Source organism: Micromonospora sp. NPDC049301, from assembly GCF_040678715.1.
GTDB lineage: Bacteria > Actinomycetota > Actinomycetes > Mycobacteriales > Micromonosporaceae > Micromonospora.
In genome coordinates this window covers 54,199-78,158 of the sequence record NZ_JBFAQO010000003.1, presented here as the reverse complement: position 1 = coordinate 78,158, position 23,960 = coordinate 54,199, and the positions used below count along the sequence as shown (strand labels likewise).

General features: G+C 71.9%; 21 protein-coding genes and 1 pseudogene. 7 read left to right on the top strand and 15 right to left on the bottom strand.

What is annotated here, in order from left to right:
- The first annotated feature begins 79 nt into the window (after positions 1–79).
- The 3 genes and pseudogenes from AB0K07_RS10325 to AB0K07_RS10315 all read left to right on the top strand — a co-directional run.
- Entirely contained in the window at positions 80–889 is an 810-nt protein-coding gene (locus AB0K07_RS10325; RefSeq protein ID WP_363753007.1) for a metal-dependent hydrolase, read from the top strand.
- Entirely contained in the window at positions 886–1,794 is a 909-nt protein-coding gene (locus AB0K07_RS10320) for an amidohydrolase family protein (protein ID WP_363753004.1), read from the top strand. Before AB0K07_RS10325 ends, AB0K07_RS10320 begins: the two co-directional genes overlap by 4 nt.
- A 392-nt stretch (positions 1,795–2,186) precedes the next feature.
- Positions 2,187–2,441 (top strand): annotated as a pseudogene (locus AB0K07_RS10315) (family 1 glycosylhydrolase); the annotation flags it as partial.
- A 116-nt stretch (positions 2,442–2,557) separates the two neighbouring features.
- On the opposite strand, the gene AB0K07_RS10310 reads toward AB0K07_RS10315, so the two are convergent.
- Entirely contained in the window at positions 2,558–3,151 is a 594-nt protein-coding gene (locus AB0K07_RS10310; protein WP_363753001.1) for an NTP transferase domain-containing protein, read from the bottom strand.
- A gap of 141 nt (positions 3,152–3,292) precedes the next feature.
- The gene (locus AB0K07_RS10305; protein WP_363754249.1) at positions 3,293–4,999 is read right to left on the bottom strand and encodes a bifunctional 3'-5' exonuclease/DNA polymerase; all 1,707 of its coding nucleotides are present in this window, start codon (positions 4,997–4,999) and stop codon (positions 3,293–3,295) included.
- A gap of 138 nt (positions 5,000–5,137) precedes the next feature.
- Here AB0K07_RS10305 and AB0K07_RS10300 point away from each other — a divergent pair, with 138 nt between their 5' ends.
- Both AB0K07_RS10300 and AB0K07_RS10295 read left to right on the top strand, forming a co-directional pair.
- Positions 5,138–6,895 (top strand): ABC transporter ATP-binding protein, encoded by a 1,758-nt coding sequence (locus AB0K07_RS10300; protein WP_363752998.1) that lies wholly within the window; start codon positions 5,138–5,140, stop codon positions 6,893–6,895.
- Positions 6,892–8,643, top strand: a complete 1,752-nt coding sequence (locus AB0K07_RS10295; RefSeq protein ID WP_363752995.1) for an ABC transporter ATP-binding protein — start codon at positions 6,892–6,894, stop codon at positions 8,641–8,643. Before AB0K07_RS10300 ends, AB0K07_RS10295 begins: the two co-directional genes overlap by 4 nt.
- Positions 8,644–8,693: 50 nt before the next feature.
- Here the strand turns inward: AB0K07_RS10295 and AB0K07_RS10290 are convergent, their stop codons facing one another.
- Genes AB0K07_RS10290 through AB0K07_RS10270 form a run of 5 tightly spaced genes read right to left on the bottom strand, consistent with a single transcriptional unit; the run spans position 8,694 to position 13,734 of the window.
- Positions 8,694–9,623: a carbohydrate ABC transporter permease gene (locus AB0K07_RS10290; protein WP_363752993.1), complete on the bottom strand. Its 930-nt coding sequence runs from the start codon at positions 9,621–9,623 to the stop codon at positions 8,694–8,696.
- Positions 9,623–10,531, bottom strand: coding sequence for a sugar ABC transporter permease (locus AB0K07_RS10285; protein ID WP_363752991.1), 909 nt, complete (start codon positions 10,529–10,531; stop codon positions 9,623–9,625). Before AB0K07_RS10285 ends, AB0K07_RS10290 begins: the two co-directional genes overlap by 1 nt.
- Positions 10,532–10,547: 16 nt before the next feature.
- Positions 10,548–11,999 (bottom strand): N-acetylglucosamine/diacetylchitobiose ABC transporter substrate-binding protein, encoded by a 1,452-nt coding sequence (gene ngcE, locus AB0K07_RS10280; RefSeq protein ID WP_363752989.1) that lies wholly within the window; start codon positions 11,997–11,999, stop codon positions 10,548–10,550.
- A 26-nt stretch (positions 12,000–12,025) separates the two neighbouring features.
- On the bottom strand, positions 12,026–12,775 hold the full coding sequence (locus tag AB0K07_RS10275; protein WP_363752986.1) for an SIS domain-containing protein: 750 nt from the start codon (positions 12,773–12,775) through the stop codon (positions 12,026–12,028).
- Complete coding sequence (locus tag AB0K07_RS10270; protein WP_363752984.1) at positions 12,772–13,734, bottom strand: MurR/RpiR family transcriptional regulator; 963 nt, start codon at positions 13,732–13,734, stop codon at positions 12,772–12,774. Before AB0K07_RS10270 ends, AB0K07_RS10275 begins: the two co-directional genes overlap by 4 nt.
- Before the next feature lie 205 nt (positions 13,735–13,939).
- On the opposite strand from AB0K07_RS10270, the gene AB0K07_RS10265 reads away from it, so the two are divergent.
- Positions 13,940–14,926, top strand: coding sequence for a BadF/BadG/BcrA/BcrD ATPase family protein (locus tag AB0K07_RS10265; protein ID WP_363752981.1), 987 nt, complete (start codon positions 13,940–13,942; stop codon positions 14,924–14,926).
- A gap of 150 nt (positions 14,927–15,076) precedes the next feature.
- Here AB0K07_RS10265 and AB0K07_RS10260 read toward each other — a convergent pair whose 3' ends face one another.
- The 6 genes from AB0K07_RS10260 to ngcE (AB0K07_RS10235) all read right to left on the bottom strand — a co-directional run bounded on the left by AB0K07_RS10260 (position 15,077) and on the right by ngcE (AB0K07_RS10235) (position 19,522).
- Positions 15,077–15,505 (bottom strand): SRPBCC domain-containing protein, encoded by a 429-nt coding sequence (locus tag AB0K07_RS10260; protein WP_363752979.1) that lies wholly within the window; start codon positions 15,503–15,505, stop codon positions 15,077–15,079.
- Entirely contained in the window at positions 15,498–15,818 is a 321-nt protein-coding gene (locus tag AB0K07_RS10255; RefSeq protein ID WP_074307661.1) for a metalloregulator ArsR/SmtB family transcription factor, read from the bottom strand. Before AB0K07_RS10255 ends, AB0K07_RS10260 begins: the two co-directional genes overlap by 8 nt.
- Positions 15,811–16,188, bottom strand: a complete 378-nt coding sequence (locus AB0K07_RS10250; protein ID WP_363752977.1) for a glyoxalase superfamily protein — start codon at positions 16,186–16,188, stop codon at positions 15,811–15,813. The genes AB0K07_RS10255 and AB0K07_RS10250 overlap by 8 nt, the downstream gene beginning before the upstream one ends.
- 46 nt (positions 16,189–16,234) lie before the next feature.
- Entirely contained in the window at positions 16,235–17,140 is a 906-nt protein-coding gene (locus AB0K07_RS10245; protein ID WP_363752974.1) for a carbohydrate ABC transporter permease, read from the bottom strand.
- Positions 17,137–18,045 carry a sugar ABC transporter permease gene (locus AB0K07_RS10240; RefSeq protein ID WP_363752971.1) on the bottom strand — a complete coding sequence of 303 codons (909 nt, stop codon included), beginning with the start codon at positions 18,043–18,045 and terminating at the stop codon, positions 17,137–17,139. Before AB0K07_RS10240 ends, AB0K07_RS10245 begins: the two co-directional genes overlap by 4 nt.
- A 61-nt stretch (positions 18,046–18,106) precedes the next feature.
- Positions 18,107–19,522 (bottom strand): N-acetylglucosamine/diacetylchitobiose ABC transporter substrate-binding protein, encoded by a 1,416-nt coding sequence (gene ngcE, locus AB0K07_RS10235; RefSeq protein ID WP_363752969.1) that lies wholly within the window; start codon positions 19,520–19,522, stop codon positions 18,107–18,109.
- A gap of 202 nt (positions 19,523–19,724) precedes the next feature.
- Here ngcE (AB0K07_RS10235) and AB0K07_RS10230 point away from each other — a divergent pair, with 202 nt between their 5' ends.
- Positions 19,725–21,122, top strand: a complete 1,398-nt coding sequence (locus tag AB0K07_RS10230) for an acyltransferase (protein WP_363752966.1) — start codon at positions 19,725–19,727, stop codon at positions 21,120–21,122.
- Here the strand turns inward: AB0K07_RS10230 and AB0K07_RS10225 are convergent.
- Entirely contained in the window at positions 21,094–22,581 is a 1,488-nt protein-coding gene (locus AB0K07_RS10225; protein ID WP_363752963.1) for a CoA-acylating methylmalonate-semialdehyde dehydrogenase, read from the bottom strand. The two genes, AB0K07_RS10230 and AB0K07_RS10225, sit on opposite strands and share 29 nt — an antisense overlap.
- Complete coding sequence (locus AB0K07_RS10220) at positions 22,578–23,876, bottom strand: aspartate aminotransferase family protein (RefSeq protein WP_363752960.1); 1,299 nt, start codon at positions 23,874–23,876, stop codon at positions 22,578–22,580. Before AB0K07_RS10220 ends, AB0K07_RS10225 begins: the two co-directional genes overlap by 4 nt.
- Positions 23,877–23,960 lie beyond the last annotated feature (84 nt).

Sequence of the window (23,960 nt, the reverse complement as noted above, 5' to 3'; positions counted from 1 at the left end):
GGTGATGCCCCTGCGGCGCCGGCGCTGACTACAGTGGCGTAGTTTTGGCGCTCAAGATCCCTGGGGAGGGTGAGCCGAGATGATGGGACCGTCGCACGCGCTGTCCGGCGCGGCGGTATGGCTGGCCGGGTCCTGGGCGCTGGACCAGTTCGCCGACTACCAGCAGTCGCCCCTCGCGTTGGCCGTGGGCACCGCGGTGTGCGCCGGTGGCGCGCTCTTTCCCGACCTCGACCTGTCGGGCAAGGTGACCCGCAACCAGGGCGGCGCCACCGTGGCCCGCACCTTCGGGGTCTTCTCGCTCTTCGTCGCCGAGGTGATGGAGAAGATCTCACTCGGGGTCTACTACGCGACGAAGCTCAGCAGGGACCCGCGCCGCAACAACGGGCACCGCACGCTGACCCACACCATCCCGTTCACGCTGCTGATCGGCTGGGGCACGACCGCGCTCTGCACCGCGTACGGCAAGTGGGCGGTGATCACCATCCTCTTCTTCATGTTCGGCCTGGCCCTGCGCGGGCTGTTCGACGAGTGGGCGGAGCGGGCCGGCTGGGTGATCGTGACCCTGGCGTCGGCCGGAGCGGCGTGGTTCACCTTCGTCAACCTCCCGGGCGGGCGCGGGTATCCCCTGATCGGCATGGCCATGGGGGTGGGGTGCTTCGTGCACATCCTCGGCGACATGATCACCAAAGCCGGAGTGCCGATCCTCTGGCCGATCCCGATCCGCCGCCGCATGTGGACGATGATCGGCCTGCCGAACAGCATCGCCCTGCGCACCGGCAGCAAGACCGAGGTGATCGTGCTGCGCGCCGTACTGACCGTCATCTCGGTGCTCGCCACCACCGGCCTGATCGCCCCGTCGGTGCTGCAACGGTTCAACATCGAGGTATGACAGACCCCGCGCCGCCGTCACCGCCGGCGGCTGACGAGCGGGTGCCGGAATTCTGGCGCGCGCTCGGGCTACCCGGCCTGGCCGACGTGCACGTGCACTTCCTGCCGCCGCGACTGCTGCGCCGGGTGTGGGCGTACTTCGGCGCGGCCGGGCCGCTGGTCGGCACGCAGTGGCCGATCCGCTACCGGTGGAGCGACGCCGACCGGGTGGCGCACCTGCGCCGACTCGGGGTACGGGCCTTCAGCGCGCTGGCCTACCCGCACCGGCCGGGCATGGCGGCGGAGCTGAACCGGTGGACGCTGGAGTTCGCCCGCGCCACCCCGGGCTGCCTACCCTCGGCCACCTTCTTCCCCGAGCCGGACGTTGCCGCGTACGTCGAGGAGGCGCTGACCGGCGGTGCGCGGCTGTTCAAGGTGCACGTGCAGGTCGGCGGGTTCGCGCCGACCGACCCGGCGCTGGACCGGGTGTGGGGGATGCTGGCCGACGCGGGTGTGCCGGTGGTGGTGCACGCCGGGCACGCCCCGGTGGGGACCACGCACACCGGGCCGGAGCCGTTCGCCGCCCTGCTGGCCCGCCACCCGCGGTTGACGGCCGTGGTGGCGCACCTCGGCGCGCCCGACTACCGGGCCTTCCTCGACCTCGCCGAGGCGTACGAGCGGGTCCGGCTGGACACCACGATGGCGTTCACCCCGTTCTTCGACCGGTTCGTGCCCTTTCCGGCCGACGATCTGCCCCGGCTGCGCGAGCTGGGGCTGGCCGGCAAGGTGCTGCTGGGCAGCGACTTTCCGAACATCCCCTACCCGTACGCCGACCAGTTGACCGGGCTGGCCCGGCTCGACCTCGGCGACGACTGGCTGCGCGCGGTCTGCTGGGACAGCGCCGCCACCCTGTTCGACCTGACCTGAGAACGCCCGCCAAGCGCCTCGGCCTCGGCCTCGGCCTCGGCCTCGGCCCCGGCCCGGCCCGGCCCGGCCTGTTGCGCGATCCTGCTGGCGCCGGCCCAGGTTCCCCTCCGCCGCCTTTGCTCTGCTTCACCCCACGCAACACTCGCCGTCCGGTATCCGGACAGTGGGTGTTGCGGTCGTTGAAGCAGAGCAAAGGGCGGGCCACATACCACCGGCCGGGCCAAGCCGGGCCGGACCAAGCCGGGCCGGACCAAGCCGGGCCGGACCAAGCCGGGCCGGACCAAGCCGAGCCAGGCACCGTCGGCGTCACATCAGGAAAGGCCGCGGCTGAAGCCACGAGGCCGCCGGCGCGCGACACCACCGGGGCAGGACGCGGGACGCGGCGACGCCCGGCGTTCGACGACGTCGTGTCGGCCGACGGCACGGTGCACGACGAGCGGCGCGTCGACTACCTGCGCCGGCACATCGCCGCCGTGGCGGACGCCCGCGAGCAGGGCGCGGACGTGCGGGGCTACTTCGTCTGGTCGCTGCTGGACAACTTCGAGTGGGGCTACGGCTACGACCGGCGGTTCGGGATCATCCGGGTCGACTACGACACCCAGGAGCGCACCTGGAAGGACAGCGCGCACTGGTACCGGCGCCTGGCCGAGACCTGCACGCCGGACCGACCGTCGGCCTCCGTGTCATCCCAGTGCCGGCCGGCTCGACGGGCAACCGCCCGCCACGCCGGCCGGCACGGTACGGCGTCGGCGGCGGCGGGCGCTCACACGCCGACGCGCTGCGGCGGGACCGTGAGCCCGTAGAGCGCCATCAGCTCCGGCGTGTCGACCCGACTGCCGTCGGCGACCGAGTCGCAGGCGATGTCGACGATCTGGTCCTTGTGCGCCAGCAGGTACGGCCGGGCGCCCACGTCGGCGCTGGCCAGGGTGGCGATGCCGGGCCAGTGCCGCCGACCGAACAGCATGGGATAGCCGCGCAGCCCGTCGTAGGTGGCACAGACCAGCACGTCCGGGTACGGCAGTGCGGCCACCCGCCGGACAGCGGCGGCGGTCAGGCCCGGCATGTCCACCGGCACCACCACCACCGCCTCGATCCCCTCGTCGTCCATGGCCGCCAGGCCGGCGCGGATGGACGAGCCGACCCCGGTGCCCCACGCCTTGTTGATGACCACCGTGGCCCGGCCCAGGTCGGCGGTCTCCCGGACCTGGTCGGCGGCGGCACCCAGGACGACCACGATCTGCTCGCAGCCCGCCTCGGTCATCGTGTCGATCATCTGGTTGACCAGGGGCTTCTCCCCCTGGTGCAGCAGCGCCTCGGGACCACCGATGCGGCGCCCCCCGCCCGCGGCGATGATCATTCCTGCGATCCGGTTCAGCTGCGCCCCCTCCACCGTGGAGCGGACCGGGCACGGCGGCGCCCGGTCCGTCCCGTCCTACGGACACCGGATGCAACGAGCGCGGCCGGCCCCGGGTAGCGGGGCAAATAGGAAAATTGTGCGCTATGCCGCGTCGGCGTAACAGTCGACGATGGACAGATCCAGCGGAAAGCGCACCGGGGTGCCGCCGAACAGCAGTGCCGTGGCCCGCTCACCGCTGCGACCCACGGCCTGGGCCACCGCCTCGGCCTGCGCCGCCGGACAGTGCACGATCACCTCGTCGTGCTGGAAGAAGACCAGCTCGGCCTCGGTGCCGGCCAGCTCGGTGCGCAGCGTGGCCAGCAGCGTCGACGCCCACTCCGCGGCGGTGGCCTGGATGACGAAGTTGCGGGTGAAGCGCCCCCGGGACCGCGCGGCGCGGGCGCGCGGGCTCTGCCGGTCGGCCGCGCCATCCGGATCGGTCACCTCGTCCGGGTCGCCGAACCCGGCCGATCCGGGCGGGCAGGTACGCCCCAGCCACGAGCGCACCAACCCGCCCGCCTCGCCGGTGCGCGCCGCCGCCTCGACGTAGCCGAACGCCGTCGGATAGCTGCGCTTCAGCACCGCCAGCGCGGGCACCGCCGCCCCGCCGGTCTGCCCGTACATCGCGCCGAGCAGGGCCACCTTGGCCCGGGCCCGATCACCGGCGAAGGCGTCCCGGGCGAGGGCGGCGTAGAGGTCACCGGCCCCGCCCGCCGCGGCCAACCGCGCGTCGCCGGAGACCGCGGCCAGCACCCGGGGCTCCAACTGGCCGGCGTCGGCGACCACCAACCGCCAGCCCGGGTCGGCCACCACCGCCCGGCGAATCACCTTGGGAATCTGCAACGCGCCACCGCCCCGGGTCGCCCAGCGGCCCGAGACCACCCCGCCCGGCACGTACTCCGGCTGGAACCGCCCGTCGCGGACCCACTGCTCGCGCCAGGACCAGCCGTGCGCCGTCCAGATCCGGTAGAGCTCCTTGTACTCCAGCACCAGCGGCACCGCCGGGTGGTCCACGCCGCGCAGCACCCAGGCGCGCGTGTTGGGCAGCTCCACCCCGGCCCGCGCGAACGCCTTCAGCAGCTCCGCCGGAGAGTCGGCGTGCAGCCGGCGGACGCCGAACGCCTCGGCGATCCGGGCGGCCAGCTCGGCCAACCGGCGCGGCGGACCGCCGACGGGGGACGGCTCACCGAGCAACTCGGCGAGGATGGCGTCGTGCACCTCGGCCCGCCACGGCAGCCCGGCGACGCCCATCTCCACGGCGATCAGCGCGCCGGCCGACTCGGCGGCCACCAGCAGCCGGAACCGACCCGGGTGCTCGGTGGCGGCGACCCGGGCGAGCTGGTCCGCGTACACCCGGGTCAGGGCGTCGATGCCGGGACCCGCCGGGCCGGGCAGCGCGTCGAAGAGCGCGGCCTGCCCCTGCCCCGGCGGCGCTGCCGGGCGCGGCGGCGGATCCGGCGGCACCGGCGCGCCGCTGAGCCGGGCCCAGGCGGCCGCGAGCGAGCGCGGCTCACCCCAGCGGCCGGCGTGCCCGAGCAGCAGCGCCTCGGTCAGCTCCACGTCGAGACAACGCTCGACACGCACCCCGGCCCGCAGCAGCGCGGGATAGATCGCACCGGCGCTCGGCCAGACCCACCGCGGATGCTCGGCGGCCTCCCGCGCGGCCACCGCTGCGGCCAGGTCGCTGACGCTCTCGGTCGGGCCGACGGGCCGGCCGGCGGCATCCAGCGGACGCAACTCTCCCCCACCCCGCTCATCCGCCACCACCGCCACCAGCACAGATGCGATTCTGCCTCGCCCCTGTGACAGGGAAGGAACGTGCCCTTCCTTACATCTGGGCGTGTGCCGAGAAACGGGTCGATGGGTCGTTCAAGGGATCGGTAGCGTGGCCGGATGCCCCCGCAGATTCCGCATTCCGACCCTGGAAGTCCGGACATCGGGGGTCCGATGCGATACCTCTGGTGGCTGGTCCGCTGCCAGCCCTGGCGGGTGCTGCGCGGCAGCCTGCTCGGGACGGCCTGGATGATCGGGCTGTCGGTCCGGCCGTACCTGATCGCGCGCGCCGTCGACGACGGGCTGCGCACGGGCGACACCGGCGCCCTGGCCCTCTGGGTGACGGCGATCCTCGTCGCGGGTGCGGGGCTGTCGTACCTGGGGATCATGCGGCACCGCACCATGACCTTCATCCGGGAGGACGCCAAGGCCCGCTCCGCGGCCGTCGTGCTGCGGCAGGTGTCCCGCATCGGCGCGGTGCTGCCGCGCCGGGTCGCCGCCGGCGAGGTGGCCACCATCGGCGGCTCCGACATCGACTGGTCGGCGCAGGTGCTGACGCTGACCGGGCCAGGGGTCGGCGCGGTCGTCGCGTACGCGGTCATCGCCGTGGTGCTCTGGTCGATCTCCCCGATGCTCGCGCTCTGCATCCTGCTGGGAGTGCCCGCGGTCGGGCTGGTCGTCGGTCCGCTGCTACGCCGCCTGGAGCGCGCCGAATCGGTCTACCGCAAGCAGCAGGGCCAGCTCACCGCCCGATCCGGCGACATCGTGGCCGGGCTGCGGGTGCTCGCCGGGGTGGGCGGCCGGGACCTGTTCGCCCGCCGGTACGCGGCCAGATCCCGCGACCTGCTCGCCGAGGGCTACCGGGTCGGCGCGGTCAACAGCTGGATCGACGCGGCGACCGTCGCCATCCCCGGGCTGTTCCTCGCGGCCGTGGTGTGGCTGACGGCCCGGATGGCGGTGACCGGTGACGTCACGATCGGTGAGCTGGTCGCCGTCTACGGCTACGTGGCGACCCTCATCGTGCCGGTCTGGTTCCTCCTCGAAGGCAGCCACCAGCTGATCCGCGGCCGGGTCGCCGCCCGGCGGATCGTCGCCCTGCTCGCACTGACCCCGGACGACGTCGGCGGCCCGCGCACCGCAGCGGACCGGCGGGGCCGCAGCGGGGTACCCGACCCACGCCGCCCGGCGGGCGTGGCCGCGCCGGCGCACGCCGCCGACCTGCACGACCCGGTCACCGGGCTGACCGTCCCCGCCGGTCGGCTGACCGGTGTGGCCGCCGACGATCCGGCGGCGGCGCTGGCCCTGGCGGACCGGCTCGGCCGGTACGTCGCCAGCGACGCCACCTGGGGCGGCGTGCCGCTGACCGGCATCGCCCTGGAGGAGGTCCGCGCGCGCATCCTGGTCGCCGACCACGACTCGTACCTGTTCCCCGGCACGCTGCGGGAGATCCTGCTCTCCCGAACGGCGACGGACGCCGACGACGACCGGATCACCGCGACGCTGCGGGCCGCGTCGGCCCAGGACATCGTCGACGCGCTGCCGGCCGGCCTGGACACCCCGATCGACGCCCGAGCCCGTACGCTCTCCGGCGGCCAGCGCCAACGGGTACGCCTGGCCCGGGTGCTGCTCGCCGAGCCGGAGGTGCTGATCCTCGTCGACCCGACGTCGGCGGTGGACGCGCACACCGAGGCGCGGATCGCCGAGCGGCTCCGTGTCGCGCGGGCCGGGCTGACGACGGTCGTGCTCGCCACCTCGCCGCTGCTGCTCAGCCGGACCGACCTGGTCGCCCACCTGCGTGCCGACCGGATCGTCGCCACCGGCACCCACGCCGACCTGCTCGACCAGGACCCCGGCTACCGGCACCTGGTGGCCCGGGACAGCGCCGATCCCGACCTGGATCGGCCCGCCGACACCGAAGGGGCCTACCGGTGAGCCGGCTGCCGGTCGCGGAGCGCGGCACCGTACGCCGGGCGCTGCGGGACCTGATCGGCCGGCACCGGCGTTCGGTCGGCATCGTCCTGGCGCTGCACGGCGCCGCCGCGGTCGCCGGCCTCGCCCCGCCGTGGTTGCTGGGCACCATCGTCGACCGGGTCACCGCCGGCGCCGGTGTGGCCATGGTGGACCGGCTGGCCCTGGCGATCGGCGGGTGCGTCCTGGTGAGCGCGTTGCTCTCCCGCTACGCCCAGTACGCCGGCCACCGGTTCGGGGAGCGAGCCGTCGCGGAGCTGCGCGAGGAGTTCGTCGACCGGACGCTCGGGCTGCCCGTCTCGGTCGTCGAACGGGCCGGTTCCGGGGACCTGGCCACCCGCAGCTCGGTCGACGTGTCGACGGTCGGCACCACCGTCCGGGACGTGGTGCCCACCATCGTCATCGCCTCGGTGCAGCTGACGCTGCTGTTCGGGGCGGTCTTCCTGCTGCACCCGCTGCTCGGGCTGGCGGCGCTGGCCGGGCTGCCGTCGATCGTCGCGGTCACCCGCTGGTACCTGCGGCGGGCCAGCTCCGCGTACCTCGCCGAGGGTGCGGCGGCCGCGGAGCTGACCGAGACGCTGACCACCACCGCCGAGGGCGCCCGCACCGTCGAGGCGCTCCGGCTGGCCGACGACCGGATCCGGCACGGCACCACCCGCATCGCCCGGGTGTGGCGGGCCCGGCGGGCGACACTCGCGCTGCGCACGGTGTTCTTCACCGCGGTGGAGGCGAGCTATCCGCTGCCGGTCGCCATCGTCCTGCTCGTCGGCGGGTATCTGCTCTCGGAGGAGATGGTGTCGCTCGGCGCGGTGGTCGCCGCCGCGCTCTACCTCCAGCAGGCGATCGAGCCGCTGGACCAGCTTCTCCAGTGGACCGAGCAGGCACAGCGCGGCTTCGCGTCGTTCGCCCGGGTGCTCGGCGTCGGCCTGGTCCCGCCGGAGCCACCCGGCACGGTGATCACGTCACGGGGAGAGCGGCTCGTCGTGCGCGAGGCGCGGTTCTCGTACGCCGAGGGCCACGACGTGCTGCACGGCATCGACCTGGAGGTGCGGCCCGGCGAGCGGCTGGCCGTCGTCGGCCCGTCGGGAGCCGGCAAGTCCACTCTGGCCCGGCTGCTGGCCGGGATCGACGCGCCGCGCCGCGGCGTCGTCAGCATCGGTGGCTGCCCGGTGACCGACCTCGACCCCGCCGAGCGTCGGCGCCGGGTCGCCCTGGTCACGCAGGAACACCACGTCTTCATCGGCTCGGTACGCGACAACCTCGCCTTCGCCGCCCCGGACGCCTCCGACGAGCAGATGCGCTCGGCGCTGGCCACGGTGGGCGCCGACTGGTACGCGGAGCTGCCCGACGGCCTGGACACCCCGCTCGGAGACGGTGCCCGGCAGCTCGGCGCGGCCGAGGCGCAACAGTTGGCGCTGGCCCGGCTGGTGCTCGCCGACCCGCACACGCTGATCCTGGACGAGGCGACCGCCGCGCTCGACCCGACGACCGCCCGGCGTACCGAACGGGCGTTGGCCGCCGTACTCGTCGGGCGGACCGTCATCGCGATCGCGCACCGGCTCAACACCGCGCACGACGCCGACCGGGTCGCCGTCCTGGCGGACGGCCGGATCACCGAGATCGGCAGCCACCACGAACTCGTCGCGGCCGGCGGGGCGTACGCCGCTCTCTGGCACTCCTGGCACGCCCACGCCGACGAGCACCCGAGATGAGCGGAAGGGCACCGGGTCAACGCCCCGGTGCCCTTCCCCACGTCATGCCCCTACTTCACGGCGCCGGAGGTGAGGCCGGCCTGGATCTGGCGCTGGAAGATCGCGTACACGATGATCATCGGGAGGATGGCGATGGTCAGCGCCGCGAACAACCCCGACCAGTCCGCCTCGTAGCCGGCGTTGACCGAGATGTCCGCGATGCCCTGGGTGAGCACCCACTTGTCCTTCGCGTTGGACAGCAGCACCAGCGGCAGCTGGTACTGCGCCCACTGGCCGATGATGTTGAAGATCGCCACGCTGATCAGGCCCGGCTTCGCCATCGGCATCATGACCTGGAAGAACAGTCGGGTGTGCCCGCAGCCGTCGATCAACCCCGCCTCGGCCACCGACGACGGCAGCGTCTTGAAGAACGCGGCCAGGAAGAAGATCGTGAACGGCAGCGAGTACGCGATGTAGACCAGCACCACACCGGTGTGGGTGTCCAGCAGGCCCAGGTTCTTCACCACGAAGAAGAGCGGCACCAGGGCCAGGAAGACCGGGAAGGCCAACCCGGAGACGAACAGGTAGTAGATCGCCCGGTTGCCCCAGAACTTGTACCGTGCCAGCACGTACGCCGCCATCGAACCGAGCAGCATCGTGCCAAAGGTGCTGCACCCGACCACGATGACGCTGTTGATGAAGTACCGGCCGACGCGCGCCGTGGTCCAGGCCCGGCTGAAGTTCTCCCAGCGCAGCTCTGCCGGCAGCGTCCACGGGCTGCTGAAGATCTCGGTGGTGTTCTTGAACGCGGCGAGGAAGGTCCAGAGGATCGGCACGATCACGATCACCGCCCACACGGCGAGCGCGATGTGCCCCAGGCCGGCGAAGAGCCGCGCCTCCGAGTGGGGGCCCTTGCGCCCCCGCCCGACGGGGGCACCCGGTTCGCCGGTCTTCGGCGGTAGCGCCGCCGGCGTCGGCGGCAGCGTCGACTGCGGGTTCATCAGTACTCCACGCTTTCCCGCTTGGTGAGCCGCAGCGTCAGCGCCGCGAACGTGAGGGTCAGGAAGAAGAGCGCCACACCCATCGCGGAGGCGTAGCCGTACTTCGAGTAGACGAAGGCGTTGCGGTAGATCTCCATGGCCAGAACCGTGGTGGCGCCGTCCGGGCCGCCACCGTCCACGGAGAGCACCGCGACGATGGCGAACGCGTCGAACGCCGCGATGCCCAGATAGACCCACGCCACCTGGAGGGTGTCCCAGAGCAGCGGCAGGGTGACCCGGAAGAACAGCGTCACCTTGGTCGCGCCGTCCATCTCGGCCGCCTCGTAGATCTCACCCGGAATGGAGGCCATCCCGGCCGAGAAGAGCACCACGTAGAAGCCGACCGCCTGCCAGACCAGCACCGCGATGATCGACCAGAGGGCCAGGTTCGGCCGGATCAGGAAGAGCACCGGATCGAAGCCGAACTTCATCAGCACGCCGTTGATCAGACCGGACTCGTTGGGCCGGTAGACCATCTGGAACAGCACCGCGATGATGGCCACCGCCAGGACCTGGGGGAAGAAGAACACCACCCGGTAGAACTTCGCCCCCCAGACCCCCTGGCGTTGCCCGCCGCTGCTCTTGCCGCCCACGTTGAGCAGGAACGAGAAGAACAGTGCGATGGCGATGGTGATCAGCGGCAGGGCAAGCAGCAGTACGCCGTGGTGCTGGACCGCCTTCCAGAAGCTGCCGTCGTCGAGCAGCCTCCGGTAGTTGTCGAAGCCCACCCACTGCGGGGCCGACAGCCCCCGCCAGTTGGTCATCGAGATCTGGAACGCCTGCGCGTACGGCGCGATGACGAAGACCACGTACAGCGTGACCGGGGCGAACAGGAACCCGATCACGAACGGATACTTGCCGTGCCGCATGACCCCTACGCTCCGATCAGCGCTTGAACTTGGTGACGGAGGAATCCTTCTTGATCGCGTCGGCGCGCTTCTGGATCCGCTCCACGAAGGCGTCCGCCTTGATCCGGCCGAACATCAGCTCGTTGGTGGCGGTCCGCGCCTCCGTGTCGAGCTCCTTGTACCAGTTGTCGAAGAGCATGTTGAACACGTCCTTGCCGGCCGCCTTCAGCGCAGCCTGCGCGCTGGCCACACCCGGCGGGAACTGGAAGCCCTCGCTGCCGGCCGGCACGACCGTGGCCGCACCGACGGTCTCGGTGAAGCCCCGGGCACCCGCCTTGGAGAGCATCTGACGCATGTACTCCATCCCGCCACGCGGGTTCTTGCTCTTCGACGAGACGAAGTATCCCTCGCCACCGGCCGCCCGGATAGCGGTCGCCGGCAGCTTGTCCGACGCGGTGAGGCTGGGCACCGGCATGAGCTGGTAGGTGAAGCCCGCCGGCGTGTCCTTCTTCTGCTCGTTCTCCAGCCAGTCGCCGGACGGGTAGAAGGCGACCTTGCCCTGGTTCTGCCGCAGCTGCACGTCGGTGTGCTTGAGCCCCTCGAAGCTCTTGTCCGAGTACTTTGCGCCGATCTCGGCCCACGCCTCAGCGGCCTGCTTGACGGCGTCCTGCTTCCAGGCGCCGTCCTCCAGGTTGTCGATGTTCTTCAGGACATCGGTGCCGCCGATCTTCGCGGCCTGCGTGAGGATCACGTTCCACTGGTAGTAGGCCGCGTTCGCCCCGGCGTAGCCGTACGGCGTGATGCCCTTGGCCTTGATCTGCTCGCACAGCGCCTTGAACTGCTCCCAGTTGGTGGGCGCCGTCCAGCCGTTGTCCTTGAAGAGCTTGCCGGAGTACCAGATGCCGTAGACCGTCGAGACGTAGTAGAGGACGAACGGCTTGCGCCCCCCGTCGGCGGTGTTGAACATGCCCTGCTCGACAACGCCCGGGATGACGGTGTCGCGGACCTTCTTGCTCGGGTCGTCGACCGACGGCGCGTCCCACAGCTCGGTGAGGTCCTGCAGCTGGCCGTCGTTGACGAGCGCACCGAAGTCGAGGAACTTCTCGCCCGAGTTGTTGACGAACTCCGGCGGGTTGCCGCCGGCGAACCGCGGCTGCAGCACCGTGGAGACCGCCTGGGTCGCCTGGTGCTTGACCTCGGACTTGGGGAACGCCGTCTTGTACAGCGGCTCGTGCACGTCGGTGGCGTACTTCTCGCCGTAACCGCCGTTGAAGATGACCACCTCGATCGGGGCGTCCTCCTTGACACCCAGCGGGTTCTTCTCGCTCTTGGTGCCGCCGGCGACCTGCTCGTTCTCCTTGTCGTCGCCGCTGGTGGCGCAGGCGCTGAGCAGGCCGATGGCCGGAGTGGCGAGCATGCCCACGGCGGCGGCGCGACGCAGCACCGTGCGGCGGTCGAGTTCGGCCGGGTGCTCGGGGGTAATCGACATCGTCGTCTCTCCTTGTGGAATTCGGGTCAGGCGGTACGCCGGAGACGCCCGGCGTACCGCGACTCGAGGGCGATGTTGTGCTCGTCCCCGCCGGGGACGTTGGCGGAGAGGTAGATAGGGGGCACCTCTCCGGCCTGGTGGAACCGTCGTACGACCTCCGCGGTCAGCAGCTGCGCCAGCAGCGCGGTGGTGACCGAGGAGACCGCACAGACCGCGCCGCCGCCCTCGAGCGGCAGCAGTGCATCGCCGTACGGCGCGCCGTTGTCCAGCACGACGTCGGCGAGGTCGGCGAGCCGTTGCCCGGACGGGTGCCGTGGAGCCACCCGAGCCGTGTGCTCGACCGAGGTGACCGCGATCAACGGGTGACCGCGCTCGGTGACCAGCGCCGCCAGCTCGACCACCGAGCCGTTGATGCCGGATTGGGACGCCACCACGAACACGTCCCGCGGCTGAGGTGCCGCGAGCGCGTAGATCTGGTGGGCGATGGAGGGATCACGTTCCAGCTTGGGGTCGGCGAGCACACCGCGCGGGGCGTCGCCGTGCACCACCAGGTCACGTACCGAGAGCCGGTTGGTGGGGACCAGCCCGCCGGCGCGGGCGACCAGTTCCGCGGCGAACGCCTCGGAGTGCCCGGCACCGAACGCCTGGAGCACACCACCGGCGCGCAGGCTGTCGGCGATCAGGTCGGCGGCCCGGGTGATGCCGTCGGCCTCGCTGTCGAGCAGCCGGTCGAGCATCGGGCGGACCGCGTCCGCGTACCGCTGGGCGCTGATCATGAGAGGCCTCCCTTCGCGGCCTTGTGCCCGTCGACGGCCTGCGCCGTACGCCGGAAGGCCGCGTGCGCGCGGTCGTGGGTGCGCTGGGCGACGGCGATGTAGAGCAGGTCGAGCACCACCAGCTGGGGGTGGCGGGCGGAGAGCGCGTCCGGCCGGAAGGTGGTCGCCTGGCTGGCGGTGAGCAGCACGATGTCGGCCAGCTCGGCCAGGGGTGAGCGGGGGAAGCCGGTGAGGGCGATCGTGGTAGCGCCCCGGCTGCCCGCCTCGGCGAGCATCTCGATCGTCTCCCGGGTCTGGCCGGTGTGCGAGATGCCCAGCGCCACGTCCCCGCCGCGCAGCAGCGCGGCGCTGGCCAGCCCCTCGTGCACGTCGTTCCAGGCCCAGGCGGCGACCCCGATGCGGTGCAGGCTGAACTGCATCTCCTCGCCGACCAGCGCGCTGCCGCTGGCGCCGAAGATGTTCACCCGGCTGGCGCCGGCGATCGCCACCGCGGCCCGCTCCACCTCGGCGAGGTCGAGCAGCGTCGCGGTGTCGTGCATGGCCCGGGTGTCGGCGGCCATGATCTGGTCGAGCACCCGGGCCAGCGGGTCGCTCGGCTGGATCTCCCGTCCGATGTCGACGGTCCAACCGGCCGAGCGTGCCCGGCCGGTCTCGGAGGCGATGCCCAGTCGCAGGTCCGCGTAGCCCTCGAAGCCCATCGCCCGACAGAACCGGGTGATGGTCGCCGGCGAGGTGCCGCTGCGCTCGGCCAGCTCCACTATGGTCGACCGGGCGGCCGCCTCCGGGTCGCTCAGCACGTGCTCGGCGACGCGGCGCAGGGCGCCGGTCAGCTCGCCGAGACCGTTGCGGACGCGGGCCAGGACCCCGTCGGAGGCCGACCCGAGCGAGCCCCGCCGGTCGAACGCGTCGGCGTCGACCACCGCGGTCCCCGCGGCGGTGTCCACCTCGTGATCAACCATGCGACGCCTCACCTTTCCGAAAAGACTGTTAACTGTTAGTGGTAAAATTTCTTACTGAACGGCACTCCGTGTCAAGCCTGTGGGCGAAGTTTTCAAACTGTTACCTGGCGCACAACCCGCCGCGCCGGCCAGATCTTGCCCGGCGCGACGGGGCCGACCAGCATGAACAGGCCCGTCGCCGCGCAGCGCAAGGAGGCCCGTGCCGATGTCCGACACCGTCGTGGTCGGTCTCGACGTCGGGGGTACGTCCACCCGGGCGACCGCCCTGACCCTCACCGGCGAGCGCCTCGGCACCGGCCGGGCGGGTGGTGGCAACCCCACCAGCCACGGCGCCGACCGAGCCGCCACCGAGCTGCTGAGCGCCCTGCGCGGCGCGCTCGCCGACGTCGACCCGACCCGGGTGGCGGCCGGCACCATCGGGCTGGCCGGGGCCGCCCGACTGCTCGCCGATCCGGCCGGCCGGGCCGCCTTCGACCGGGCCTGGCAGGAGGCCGGCCTGCGCTGCCCGTACGCCGTGCACGGCGACGCCCTGGTGGCCTACGCCTCCGGGACCGCCGCCCCGGACGGCACGGTGCTCATCGCCGGCACCGGGGCGATCACCGCCCAGGTCCGCGACCTGCGGCTGGACCGGGTCGCCGACGGCCACGGCTGGCTGCTCGGCGACGCCGGGTCCGGCTTCTGGCTGGGCCGCGAGTCGGTCCGCCGGCTGCTCGCCGACCTGGACGCCGGCCACGCCCCCGGTGCGCTGACCACGGCGGTGCTCACCGACCTGATGGGCAGCACCGAGATCGCCGCCCGCCCCCGGGACACCGTCGACGCCACGATCCAGGCGGTGACCCGGCGACCCCCCATCGAGCTGGCCCGGCTGGCGCCGCTGGTCATCACCGCCGCCGCCGACGGCGAACCGGTCGCCACCGCACTGGTCGCCGAGGCCGCCGCGCACCTGGTCGACAGCGTGGGCCGGATCCGCCCCGCCGGGGCCGTGACGCCCGTCGTGCTCGGCGGCGGACTGCTCACCGCGGACACCCCGCTGGCCGCCGCCGTCCGGGGCGAGATCGCGCAGCGCTGGCCGGCCGCGCCGCTGTGCACCGCCGGCGACGGGGCCGCCGCCGCAGCCTGGCTCGCCGCCCGCGAACTGCCCGAGGTGACCGACCCGGCCGCCCTGCACGCCCGCCTCTTCCCCGCCCCCTGACCACCCCACCGCGCCCCACGCCTCGCTGGCGACGTGCATGATCGCGCCCGACCCAGGAAGTAGTGGCCTCCCGCCGAGACGAAGGGACTCTTTCCAGGATCGAGCGTGATCATGGCCGTGCGGAGCGCGGCGCGCGATGCGGGCGCAGGGCTAGGGCTGGAGGGCGTCGAGGACCTTGGTGAGCCGGCGCCAGACGTGCGAGCGCCAGCCGCCGTCGAGCAGGGCGTAGGTGCGCTGCTGGAGCGGGTCGTCCGGGTCGAAGCCGGAGTGTTCGAGGAAGAGCCGGGTGCCCCGGCCCTCGGCGGCGAGGGTCCAGGTCACCACCGTGTCCAGCGATCCGCCCCGCCAGGACCAGCGCAGCAGGCGTTGCGGGTCCAGGTCGAGCACCTCGCAGTGCACGATGCCGTCGAACCCGGGGCGCGGGTCGGTGCGGAACGTGAACCGGTGGCCGACGACCGGCACGAAGTCGGTCTGCATGAGCCAGCGCGCGATGAGATCAGGATCGGTCAGCACCCGCCAGACCTTGGCCGGCGGGTGGGGCAGGAACTGATCCACCCGGATGGTGCCGCGCTCACTCATCGTCGAGCTCGTCCAGCACGTCGCGCAGCGCACCGAGTCGACCGCGCCAGTACGCCTCGTACGGGCTGAGCCAGTCGGCGACCTCCCGCAGCGGCTCCGGACGCAGGGCGTACAGCCGCTGCCGGCCGACCGGCCGCTCGACCACCAGGCCGGCCTCCTTGAGCACCTTGAGGTGCTCGGACAGGCTCGGCCGGCGCATGTCGAAGTGGTCGGCGAGCCGCTGCACCGGCTGCTGCCCACCGTCGCGCAGCAGCCGCAGCAGCTCGCGACGGGTCGGGTTGGCCAGCGCCGCGAAGACGTCCGACTCAGACACGGGTCGCCTGGAGGACGATGCCGTTGCCGTCGGGATCGTCGAAGGTGGCGTACCGGCCCCAGGGGGCGGACTGGATGCCCCCGTCGGCGAAGTCGACCCCCCGCTCCCGGAGGCGGGCGACGTCCGCGTCCAGGTCGTCGGTCTCCAGCACCAGGCCCTTGAGGGACCCGGGCGGCATGGTCGGGAACCAGGTGACCAGGGTGAGGGCGGTGGCGGCGCCCGGGGGCGCCACCTGCACCCAGCGCCCGCCGTCGGGGCCCATCGGGTTGTCCCAGACCAGGTCGAACCCGAGGACGTCGACGTAGAAGTCCCGGGCCCGATCCTGGTCGGTGACGGGTACGGAGAGTAGTTGCACATGGGTCACGGTCATGCCGACCACAATAGGTAGGAGATTTCCTACCGGTCAAGCCGAGACCCTACTTGAGCTGGCCTGCGGTCAGCCCGGACTGCACCTGCCGCTGGAAGCCCACGTACACGGCGAGCACCGGCAGCACCGCGATGCTCAGCCCCGCGAACAGCCGGGCGTAGTCGCCGGCGTAGCCCTGGCTGACCGACAGGGCGAACAGCCCCTGCGCGAGCACCCACTTGGACTCGTCGCCCTGCATCAGCACCTGCGGCAGCAGGAACTGGTTCCAGTGGCTGAGGAAGTTGAAGATCGCCACACTGATCAGTCCCGGACGCGCCATGGGCAGCATCACCCGGAAGAACAGCCGGAAGTGACCGCAGCCGTCGACCATCGCCGCCTCCGCCACCGAGGTCGGCAGGGTCCGGAAGAACGCGGTCAGGAAGAACACCGTGAACGGCAGCGAGTAGGCCGCGTACACCAGGATCAAGCCGGTCCAGGTGCCGAAGAGACCGGCGTTGCGGACCACGAAGAAGAGCGGCACCAGCGCGAGGAACACCGGGAACATCAGCCCGCCGACGAACAGGTAGTAGACGAACTGGCGGCCGCGGAACTCGTACCGGGCGAAGACGTACGCGGCGGTGGCGCCCATCAGCATGGTGAGGCTGACCGAGCCGGCCACCACCACCAGGCTGTTGAGAAAGTACCGGCCGATGTGCGCGCCCGTCCAGGCCCGCGCCCAGTTGTCCAGGTGCAGCGCCCCGGGTAGCCCCCACGGGTCGGCCAGGATCTCGCCGTTGGTCTTGAAGGAGCTGATGAACATCCACAGCAGCGGCAGCACGGTGAGCAGGCCCCACAGCAGCAGGAAGCCGTGCGAGAACACGTTGGCCACACCGAGGTCCCGGCGGATCGGGCGGTCCCGGCCGGCGGCCGGCGTCGGCGCGGTGGCGGCGGTGGCGGGCTTGTCCAGTGTGGTCACGAGTACTCGATCCGATCGCGCCGGCCGACCCGCAGCGACAGCACCGCCACCGACAGGGTCAGGAAGAACATCACCACGCCGATCGCCGAGGCGTAGCCGAACTTGGTCTCACTGCCGAAGGCGGTGTCGTACATCCGTACGCCGACCACGTCGGTGGAGAAGTTCGGCCCACCGTTGGTCATCAGCTGCACGAGGATGAACCCGTCCAGGGCGAAGATGGCCAGGTAGACCCAGGCGACCTGGATGGTGTCCCAGAGCAGGGGCAGGGTGACGCGGCGCAGGGTGGTGAACCGGGACGCTCCGTCGAGCAGCACCGCCTCGTAGATCTCCTTCGGTACGGCCGACATGGCCGCGCCGAACAGCACCACGTAGAAGCCGACGTTGCTCCAGACCATCACCGCGAGCACGCACCAGAAGGCGGTCGCCGGGTCGCCGAGCCAGGTCGGCGAGGGCAGGCCGAGGGCGTGCAGGGCACTGGTGAGCAGGCCCTTGTTCGGGTGGTAGACCTCCTTCCAGAGCAACGCGATGATCACCACGGAGAGCACCTGCGGGAAGAAGTAGACCGTGCGGTAGAACGCTCCCCCGCGTACCCCGGTCACCCCGGCGCGGCCCTTGCGCCCGCCCATGGCCAGCATCGTGGCGAAGAAGAGCCCGAGCACGATGGTCAGCACCGGCACCAGGGCCAGCAGGACCGCGTTGTTCTGCAACGCGTTCCAGACATAGTCGTCGTGCCACAGGGTCTTGAAGTTCGCCAACCCGACCGAGTTGGCGTCGGCGGAGTAGCCGAGCCAGTCGGTGGTGGAGATCTGGAACGCCTGGAGGTACGGCGACACGACGAAGACGACGTACAGCAGCACCGGCGGCACCAGGAAGGTGACGATCAGCGGCCACTTGCCATGTCTCACGATGAGGACCTACTTCCCGTGGTGCGGCCGGTGGGGGCGGTCGCCCCCACCGGCCGAGGTGTCACGCAGCCCGCTTGAACTTCTTGATCGTGCTGTCCTGGGCGATCGAGTCGGCGCCCTTCTGGCACTGGTCGAGGAAGTCCGCGGGGCCGATCCGACCGCTGAAGAACTCGCCGCACGCCGCGTCGACGAGGTTGCGCTCCAGCTTGCGGTAGAAGTTGTTGTAGACCCAGTTGAACCCGTTGGCGCCGGAGGCGTCCAGGGCCTTGACCACGGTGGTCAACCCGTACGGCAGCTCGACGCCCTCGGTGGCGCCGGCGACCACGGTGAGGCTGGCGACCTTCCGGGTGAAGTCCTGGGCGCCCTTGCGCGACAGCATGGTCCGGAAGTATTCGAGGCCGCCTGCGACGTTGCGGGCCTTGGCGGGCACCAGGAACGGCTCACCGGCGGTGCCGCGGATCGCCTCGAACGGCAGTTTGTCGCCGCTGCCCAGGCTCGGCGTCGGTGCGATGGTCATGTTGAACCCGGCGGGGGTGACGTCCTTCTGCTCGCTCTCCAGCCAGGACCCGCAGGAGATGAACGCGGCCTTGCCCTGACACCAGGCGGTCTGCGACTGCTTGTGGTCCAGGCCGGGCGAGCCCTCCAGGATGTACTTGTCCTTGACGATCTGGTGCCACGCGTCGGCGGCGGCCTTCATCGAGTCCGACTTCCAGGCGTTCGGCTCCAGGTTGTCGATGGCGGTGGCCACCGACAGGCCGCCGAACTTGATCGCCGTGGAGATCAGCGGCCAGCTCATGTAGCGCGGGTGCAGGCCGGCGTACGTCCAGGGGGCGATGCCGGCGGCCTTGATCTGCTTGCAGAGCGCGATGTGATCGTCCCAGGTCTTGGCGTACTCCCATTTGCGCTCGGTGAACAGCTTGTTGGAGTACCAGATGCCGTACGCGGTGTAGGTGTAGTTGAGCACCAGAAACTTGCCGTCGTACGAACCGATCTCGACGGCGCCGGGCAGCAGGGTGTCCTTGACCGTCTTGCCGGGAACGTCGAGGCTCGGGGCGGCGAGCAGCTCCCCGAGGTCGGCGAGGGCGTTCTGGCTGACCAGGCCGTTGAAGTCGATCTGGCCGGTGCCGGAGTTGTTGACCACGTCCGGCGGGGTGCCGTCGACGAAGCGCGGCTGGAGGGTCTTGCTGATCTCCTGGGTGACGGAGTGATTGATCTTCGCCTTGGGATACTTCTCGGTGTACATGGCCTCGTGGGCCTTGGCGTACTCGTCGCCGAAGCCGCCGCCGAAGATCACCACCTCGAGCGGCGCGTCCTCTTTGACGCCGAGCGGGTTCTGCTCGCTCTTGGTGCCCTTGTAGGCGGCGGTGTCTTTGTCGTCGTCGCCTCCGCCGGTGGCACAGCCGGCAAGCAGGCCGGCGGCGGGGGTCGCCAGCAGGCCGGCGGCGGCGCTGCGCCGCAGGATTTCACGCCTGTTCATGGTGTCTCCTCGGGTCGGGTCGGGCGGGCGCCGGGTGATGGGGGTGGCGTCCGTCGCATCGAGGCGCAGGGGGATGTGTTGCTTGTCTTCATTTGACACGAAGTCGTTGAAGAATTTCTACGGCAGCGACGCGCGGACTTCAACCCCCGGCTGCCGAACCGTTATCACCACCGGCCAGCAGCGGGTCGCATAGCCTGGGTCGATGCGCCGCCTGCGTCAGCTCGCCGAGCGCACCCCGGCCGGCCGGGAGCGGTACGTCGACCTGCTCCGCGCCCTCGCCATCATCATGGTCGTCCTCGGACACTGGGGCGTCACGGCGATCGATCGGGACGCCGCCGGCCGGCCCACCGGGCACTCCGCGCTCGCCGACCTGCCGTGGGCGTACCCGCTGACCTGGGTGGCCCAGGTGATGCCGGTCTTCTTCCTGGTCGGCGGCTACGCGAACGCGGCCTCGCTGACCCGGCTGCCGGCCCGGGGCGGCGATGCCGCCGGCTGGTTGCTCGACCGCAGCGCCCGACTGGTGCGGCCCACCAGCGTGCTGGTGCTGGTGCTCAGCGCCGCGGCGGCGGTGGCCCGGCTGCTCGGCGCCGACGCGACCCGGATCCGCGAGGTGTTCTGGTTCGCCACCATCCCGCTCTGGTTCCTCGTCGCCTACCTGGCGGTGGTCGCGCTCACCCCACCGATGTACGCGCTGCACCGCCGCTTCGGCCTGGCCGTCCCGCTGGTGCTGGTCGCGCTGGTCGGCCTCGGCGACCTCGGGCGGCTGACCGGGCCGGCAGAGCTGGCCTTCGGCAACTACCTGTTCGGCTGGCTGGCCATACACCAGCTCGGCTTCGCCTGGCACGACACCCGCGCCGCACCACCCGGCGTGGCCGACTCCGCCGGGCCGCCGGCACCCGACCGTCCGGGGGTACGCCGGCGCCGGCTGCCCACCTCCCGCCGGGCCGGCGTGGTGTTCCTGGCCGTCGGGCTGGCCGCACTGCCGCTGCTCACCGTGCTCGGCCCGTGGCCGGTGGCCATGCTGCACGTGCCCGGCGAGCGGCTGGACAACGCCGCGCCGCCCAGCCTCGCGCTGCTCGCCGTCGCCGCCACGCAACTCGGCCTGATCCTGCTGCTGCGCGGCCCCGCGACGCGCCTGCTGCGCCGTTCCGGCCCGTGGCAGCTCGTGATCGGGGTCAACCTGGTGGTGCTGACCGTCTTCCTCTGGCACCTCACCGCCGCCATCCTGTTGGTCGGCCTGCTCGACGCGACCGAAACACTGCCCACGCCGGCGGTCGGCTCGGCCACCTGGTGGGCGTGGCGGGTGCCCTGGCTGCTGCTGCTCACGGCTGTCCTGGCGGTCCTGGTCGCCATCTTCGGGCCGGTGGAGGCGCGCAGCAGCCGGCACCGCACCGGCCGACGGGCCGGCGGCGGCACCCGGACCCGGATGGCGCTGACCGTGGCCGGCTACGCCGCCGTGGTGGCCGCGCTGCTGATCAACAGCGCGACCCCGGCGCGCACCCCGGAACCGCTCGGCACGCCCGTCCCGGCGCTGCTGGCGTACCTGGCCGGGGCGGGCGTGCTGCGGCTGCTCAGGTCTGGGTGGGGAACCCGAGGTTGACCCCGCCGTGGCGCGGGTCCAGCCACCGGCTGGTGACCACCTTGCCCCGGGTGAAGAAACGCACCCCGTCCTCGCCGTGCGCGTGCAGGTCCCCGAAGAGCGAGGACTTCCAGCCCCCGAACGAGTGGTACGCCATCGGCACCGGGATCGGCACGTTGATCCCGACCATGCCCACCTCCACCTCGTGCTGGTAGCGCCGGGCCGCACCGCCGTCGTTGGTGAAGATCGCCGTGCCGTTGCCGTACGGGCTGGCGTTGACCAGCTCCACCGCCTCGTCGTACGAGCCGACCCGGACCACGCTCAGCACCGGCCCGAAGATCTCGTCCGTGTAGATCGACATCTGCGGGGTCACCCGGTCGAACAGCGTCGGACCCAGCCAGAAGCCGGCCGGGTCGCCGTCCGGCGTCACGTCCCGCCCGTCCACCACCGGCACCGCCCCGGCGGCCACCCCGGCGTCGACGTAGGAGCGCACCTTCGCCGCGTGGGCCGCGGTGACCAGCGGGCCCATGTCGCAGCCCCGCCGGCCGTCACCGGTGCGCAACGCGGCCATCCGCGCGGCGATCCGCTCGACCAGCGCGTCCGCGACCGGCTCCACCGCCACCAGCACCGAGATGGCCATGCACCGCTCCCCCGCCGAGCCGAACCCGGCGTTGACCGCCGCGTCGGCGGCCAGGTCCAGGTCGGCGTCGGGGAGCACCACCATGTGGTTCTTCGCCCCGCCCAGCGCCTGCACCCGCTTACCGGCGGCGGTGCCGCGCTGGTAGACGTACCGGGCGATCGGGGTGGAGCCGACGAAGGACACCGACCTCACCTCCGGGTGGTCCAGCAGCGCGTCCACCGCCTCCTTGTCCCCGTTGACCACGTTCAGCACCCCGTCGGGCAGGCCCGCCTCGGCGAACCACTCGGCCAGCAGCAGCGCCGCGCTCGGGTCCTTCTCGCTCGGCTTGAGCACCACCGCGTTGCCGCACGCCACCGCGACCGGCACGAACCACAGCGGCACCATCACCGGGAAGTTGAACGGGGAGATCACGGCGACCACCCCGAGCGGCTGCCGGATGGTGTACGAGTCGACCTCGGTGGAGACGTTCTCGCTGAACGCGCCGCGCAGCGCCGAGGGCAGGCCGCAGGCGTACTCGATCACCTCCAGGCCACGCTGCACCTCCCCGGCGGCGTCGGCGAGCACCTTGCCGTGCTCGGCCGTGATCACCTCGGCGAGCCGGTCCCGGCGGGTGTGCACCAACTCCCGGAAGGCGAACAGCACCGCCGACCGCTTGGCCAACGACGCGTCCCGCCAGGCCCGGGCGGCGCGGGCGGCGGCCTGCACCGCGACGTCGACGTCCGCGGTCGAGGCCAGCTCCACCTCGGCGGTACGCCGACCCGTCGCCGGGTCGAACACGTCGCCACGCCGCTCGGACGTCCCGCCGACCCGCTTGCCGTCGATGAAGTGCCCGATGCTCATGCCGCCACCCCCGCCGCCGAGCGGATCGCGTCGACGAGGATGGCCAGGCCCTCACGGGCCTCCTCCTCCGTCAACGTCAGAGGTGGACCCATCCGCAGCACGTTGCCGTACAGGCCGCCCTTGCCGGCGAGCAGGCCGCTCTCCCGGCACGCCTCGAACACCCGGTTGGTCAACGCCGGGTCGGGCTCGCTGGTGCCCGGCCGGACGAACTCGACGCCGAGCATCAGCCCCTTCCCGCGTACCTCCGCGACGCAGTCGAGACCGCCCACGGCGGACCGCAGGCCGTCGGCGAGGATCGCGCCGACCCGGGCCGCGTTCGCCTGGAGGTCGTGCGCGATCAGGTAGTCGAGCACCGCGTTGCCGGCCGCCGTGGAGATCGGGTTGCCGCCGAACGTGGAGAAGCTGATCGCCGGCACCGACTCCAGCACCTCGGCCCGCCCGACCACCCCGGCCAGCGCGAACCCGTTGCCGATGCCCTTGGCGAAGGTGAGCAGATCGGGGGTGACACCGTGCGCCTGGTAGCCCCAGAAGTGCTCCCCGGTACGCCCCCAGCCGGTCTGCACCTCGTCGGCGATGAACAGGATGCCGTGCTCGTCGAGGACCTTCTTCCAGCCGGCGAAGAGCCCGTCCGGCGGGTGCACGAAGCCACCCACGCCCTGGATCGGCTCGGCGATCAGCGCCGCCACGTCGCCGGCGGTCTGGGTCGCCAGCACCTCGCGCAGGTCCTCCACCGCCGCGTCGACCTGCTCCTCGTCACTGAGCCGGGCGAGCAGGCCGCGCACTCGGTCACCCGAGTGCAGCCAGGCGACCTGGAGCGGGTTGAGCCCGCTGGCCGACCAGTTGCGGTTGCCGGTGACGCCCATCGCCGCGTACGACCGGCCGTGGTAGCTGTTGCGCACGGCCAGGATCTGGTGCGACCGGCGGTGATTGGTGGCCACCAGCAGCGCCGCCTCGTTCGCCTCGGTGCCGGAGTTGGTGAAGAACACCCGCGCGTCCGGGATGCCGGAGCGCTGGGCGATCTTCTCGGCCAACTCCACCTGCTGACGAATCAGGTAGAGCGTCGAGCTGTGCACGATGCCGGTGGCGAGCTGACGCTCGACCGCCTCCCGGATCTCCGGGATGTCGTAGCCGATCATGTTGGTCAGCACGCCACCGAAGAAGTCCAGGTAGCTGCGGCCCTGCGCGTCGGTGACCCGGCGGCCCGAGCCGGCGACCAGCTCGATCGGCTCGGCGTAGTAGATCGGCATCCAGGACGGAAGCACGGCCCGGTGCCGGGCCAGCAGGTCGTCGGTCATCGTGGCAACCCTTCAGCGGCGTTCGTGGATACCGCACGCTCCCACCGGAGGCCGGTGTGGACAACTGCCACTGTGTAGCGCAGA

Coding starts and splice junctions, on each gene's coding strand:
- ngcE (WP_363752989.1), bottom strand. CDS start 11,999: ATGTCGATTACCCCCGAGCACCCGGCCGAACTCGACCGCCGCACGGTG.
- AB0K07_RS10310 (WP_363753001.1), bottom strand. CDS start 3,151: ATGATCATCGCCGCGGGCGGGGGGCGCCGCATCGGTGGTCCCGAGGCG.
- AB0K07_RS10320 (WP_363753004.1), top strand. CDS start 886: ATGACAGACCCCGCGCCGCCGTCACCGCCGGCGGCTGACGAGCGGGTG.
- AB0K07_RS10285 (WP_363752991.1), bottom strand. CDS start 10,531: ATGCGGCACGGCAAGTATCCGTTCGTGATCGGGTTCCTGTTCGCCCCG.
- ngcE (WP_363752969.1), bottom strand. CDS start 19,522: ATGAACAGGCGTGAAATCCTGCGGCGCAGCGCCGCCGCCGGCCTGCTG.
- AB0K07_RS10225 (WP_363752963.1), bottom strand. CDS start 22,581: ATGAGCATCGGGCACTTCATCGACGGCAAGCGGGTCGGCGGGACGTCC.
- AB0K07_RS10270 (WP_363752984.1), bottom strand. CDS start 13,734: ATGGTTGATCACGAGGTGGACACCGCCGCGGGGACCGCGGTGGTCGAC.
- AB0K07_RS10300 (WP_363752998.1), top strand. CDS start 5,138: ATGCGATACCTCTGGTGGCTGGTCCGCTGCCAGCCCTGGCGGGTGCTG.
- AB0K07_RS10250 (WP_363752977.1), bottom strand. CDS start 16,188: ATGACCGTGACCCATGTGCAACTACTCTCCGTACCCGTCACCGACCAG.
- AB0K07_RS10325 (WP_363753007.1), top strand. CDS start 80: ATGATGGGACCGTCGCACGCGCTGTCCGGCGCGGCGGTATGGCTGGCC.
- AB0K07_RS10265 (WP_363752981.1), top strand. CDS start 13,940: ATGTCCGACACCGTCGTGGTCGGTCTCGACGTCGGGGGTACGTCCACC.
- AB0K07_RS10220 (WP_363752960.1), bottom strand. CDS start 23,876: ATGACCGACGACCTGCTGGCCCGGCACCGGGCCGTGCTTCCGTCCTGG.
- AB0K07_RS10275 (WP_363752986.1), bottom strand. CDS start 12,775: ATGATCAGCGCCCAGCGGTACGCGGACGCGGTCCGCCCGATGCTCGAC.
- AB0K07_RS10230 (WP_363752966.1), top strand. CDS start 19,725: ATGCGCCGCCTGCGTCAGCTCGCCGAGCGCACCCCGGCCGGCCGGGAG.
- AB0K07_RS10260 (WP_363752979.1), bottom strand. CDS start 15,505: ATGAGTGAGCGCGGCACCATCCGGGTGGATCAGTTCCTGCCCCACCCG.
- AB0K07_RS10290 (WP_363752993.1), bottom strand. CDS start 9,623: ATGAACCCGCAGTCGACGCTGCCGCCGACGCCGGCGGCGCTACCGCCG.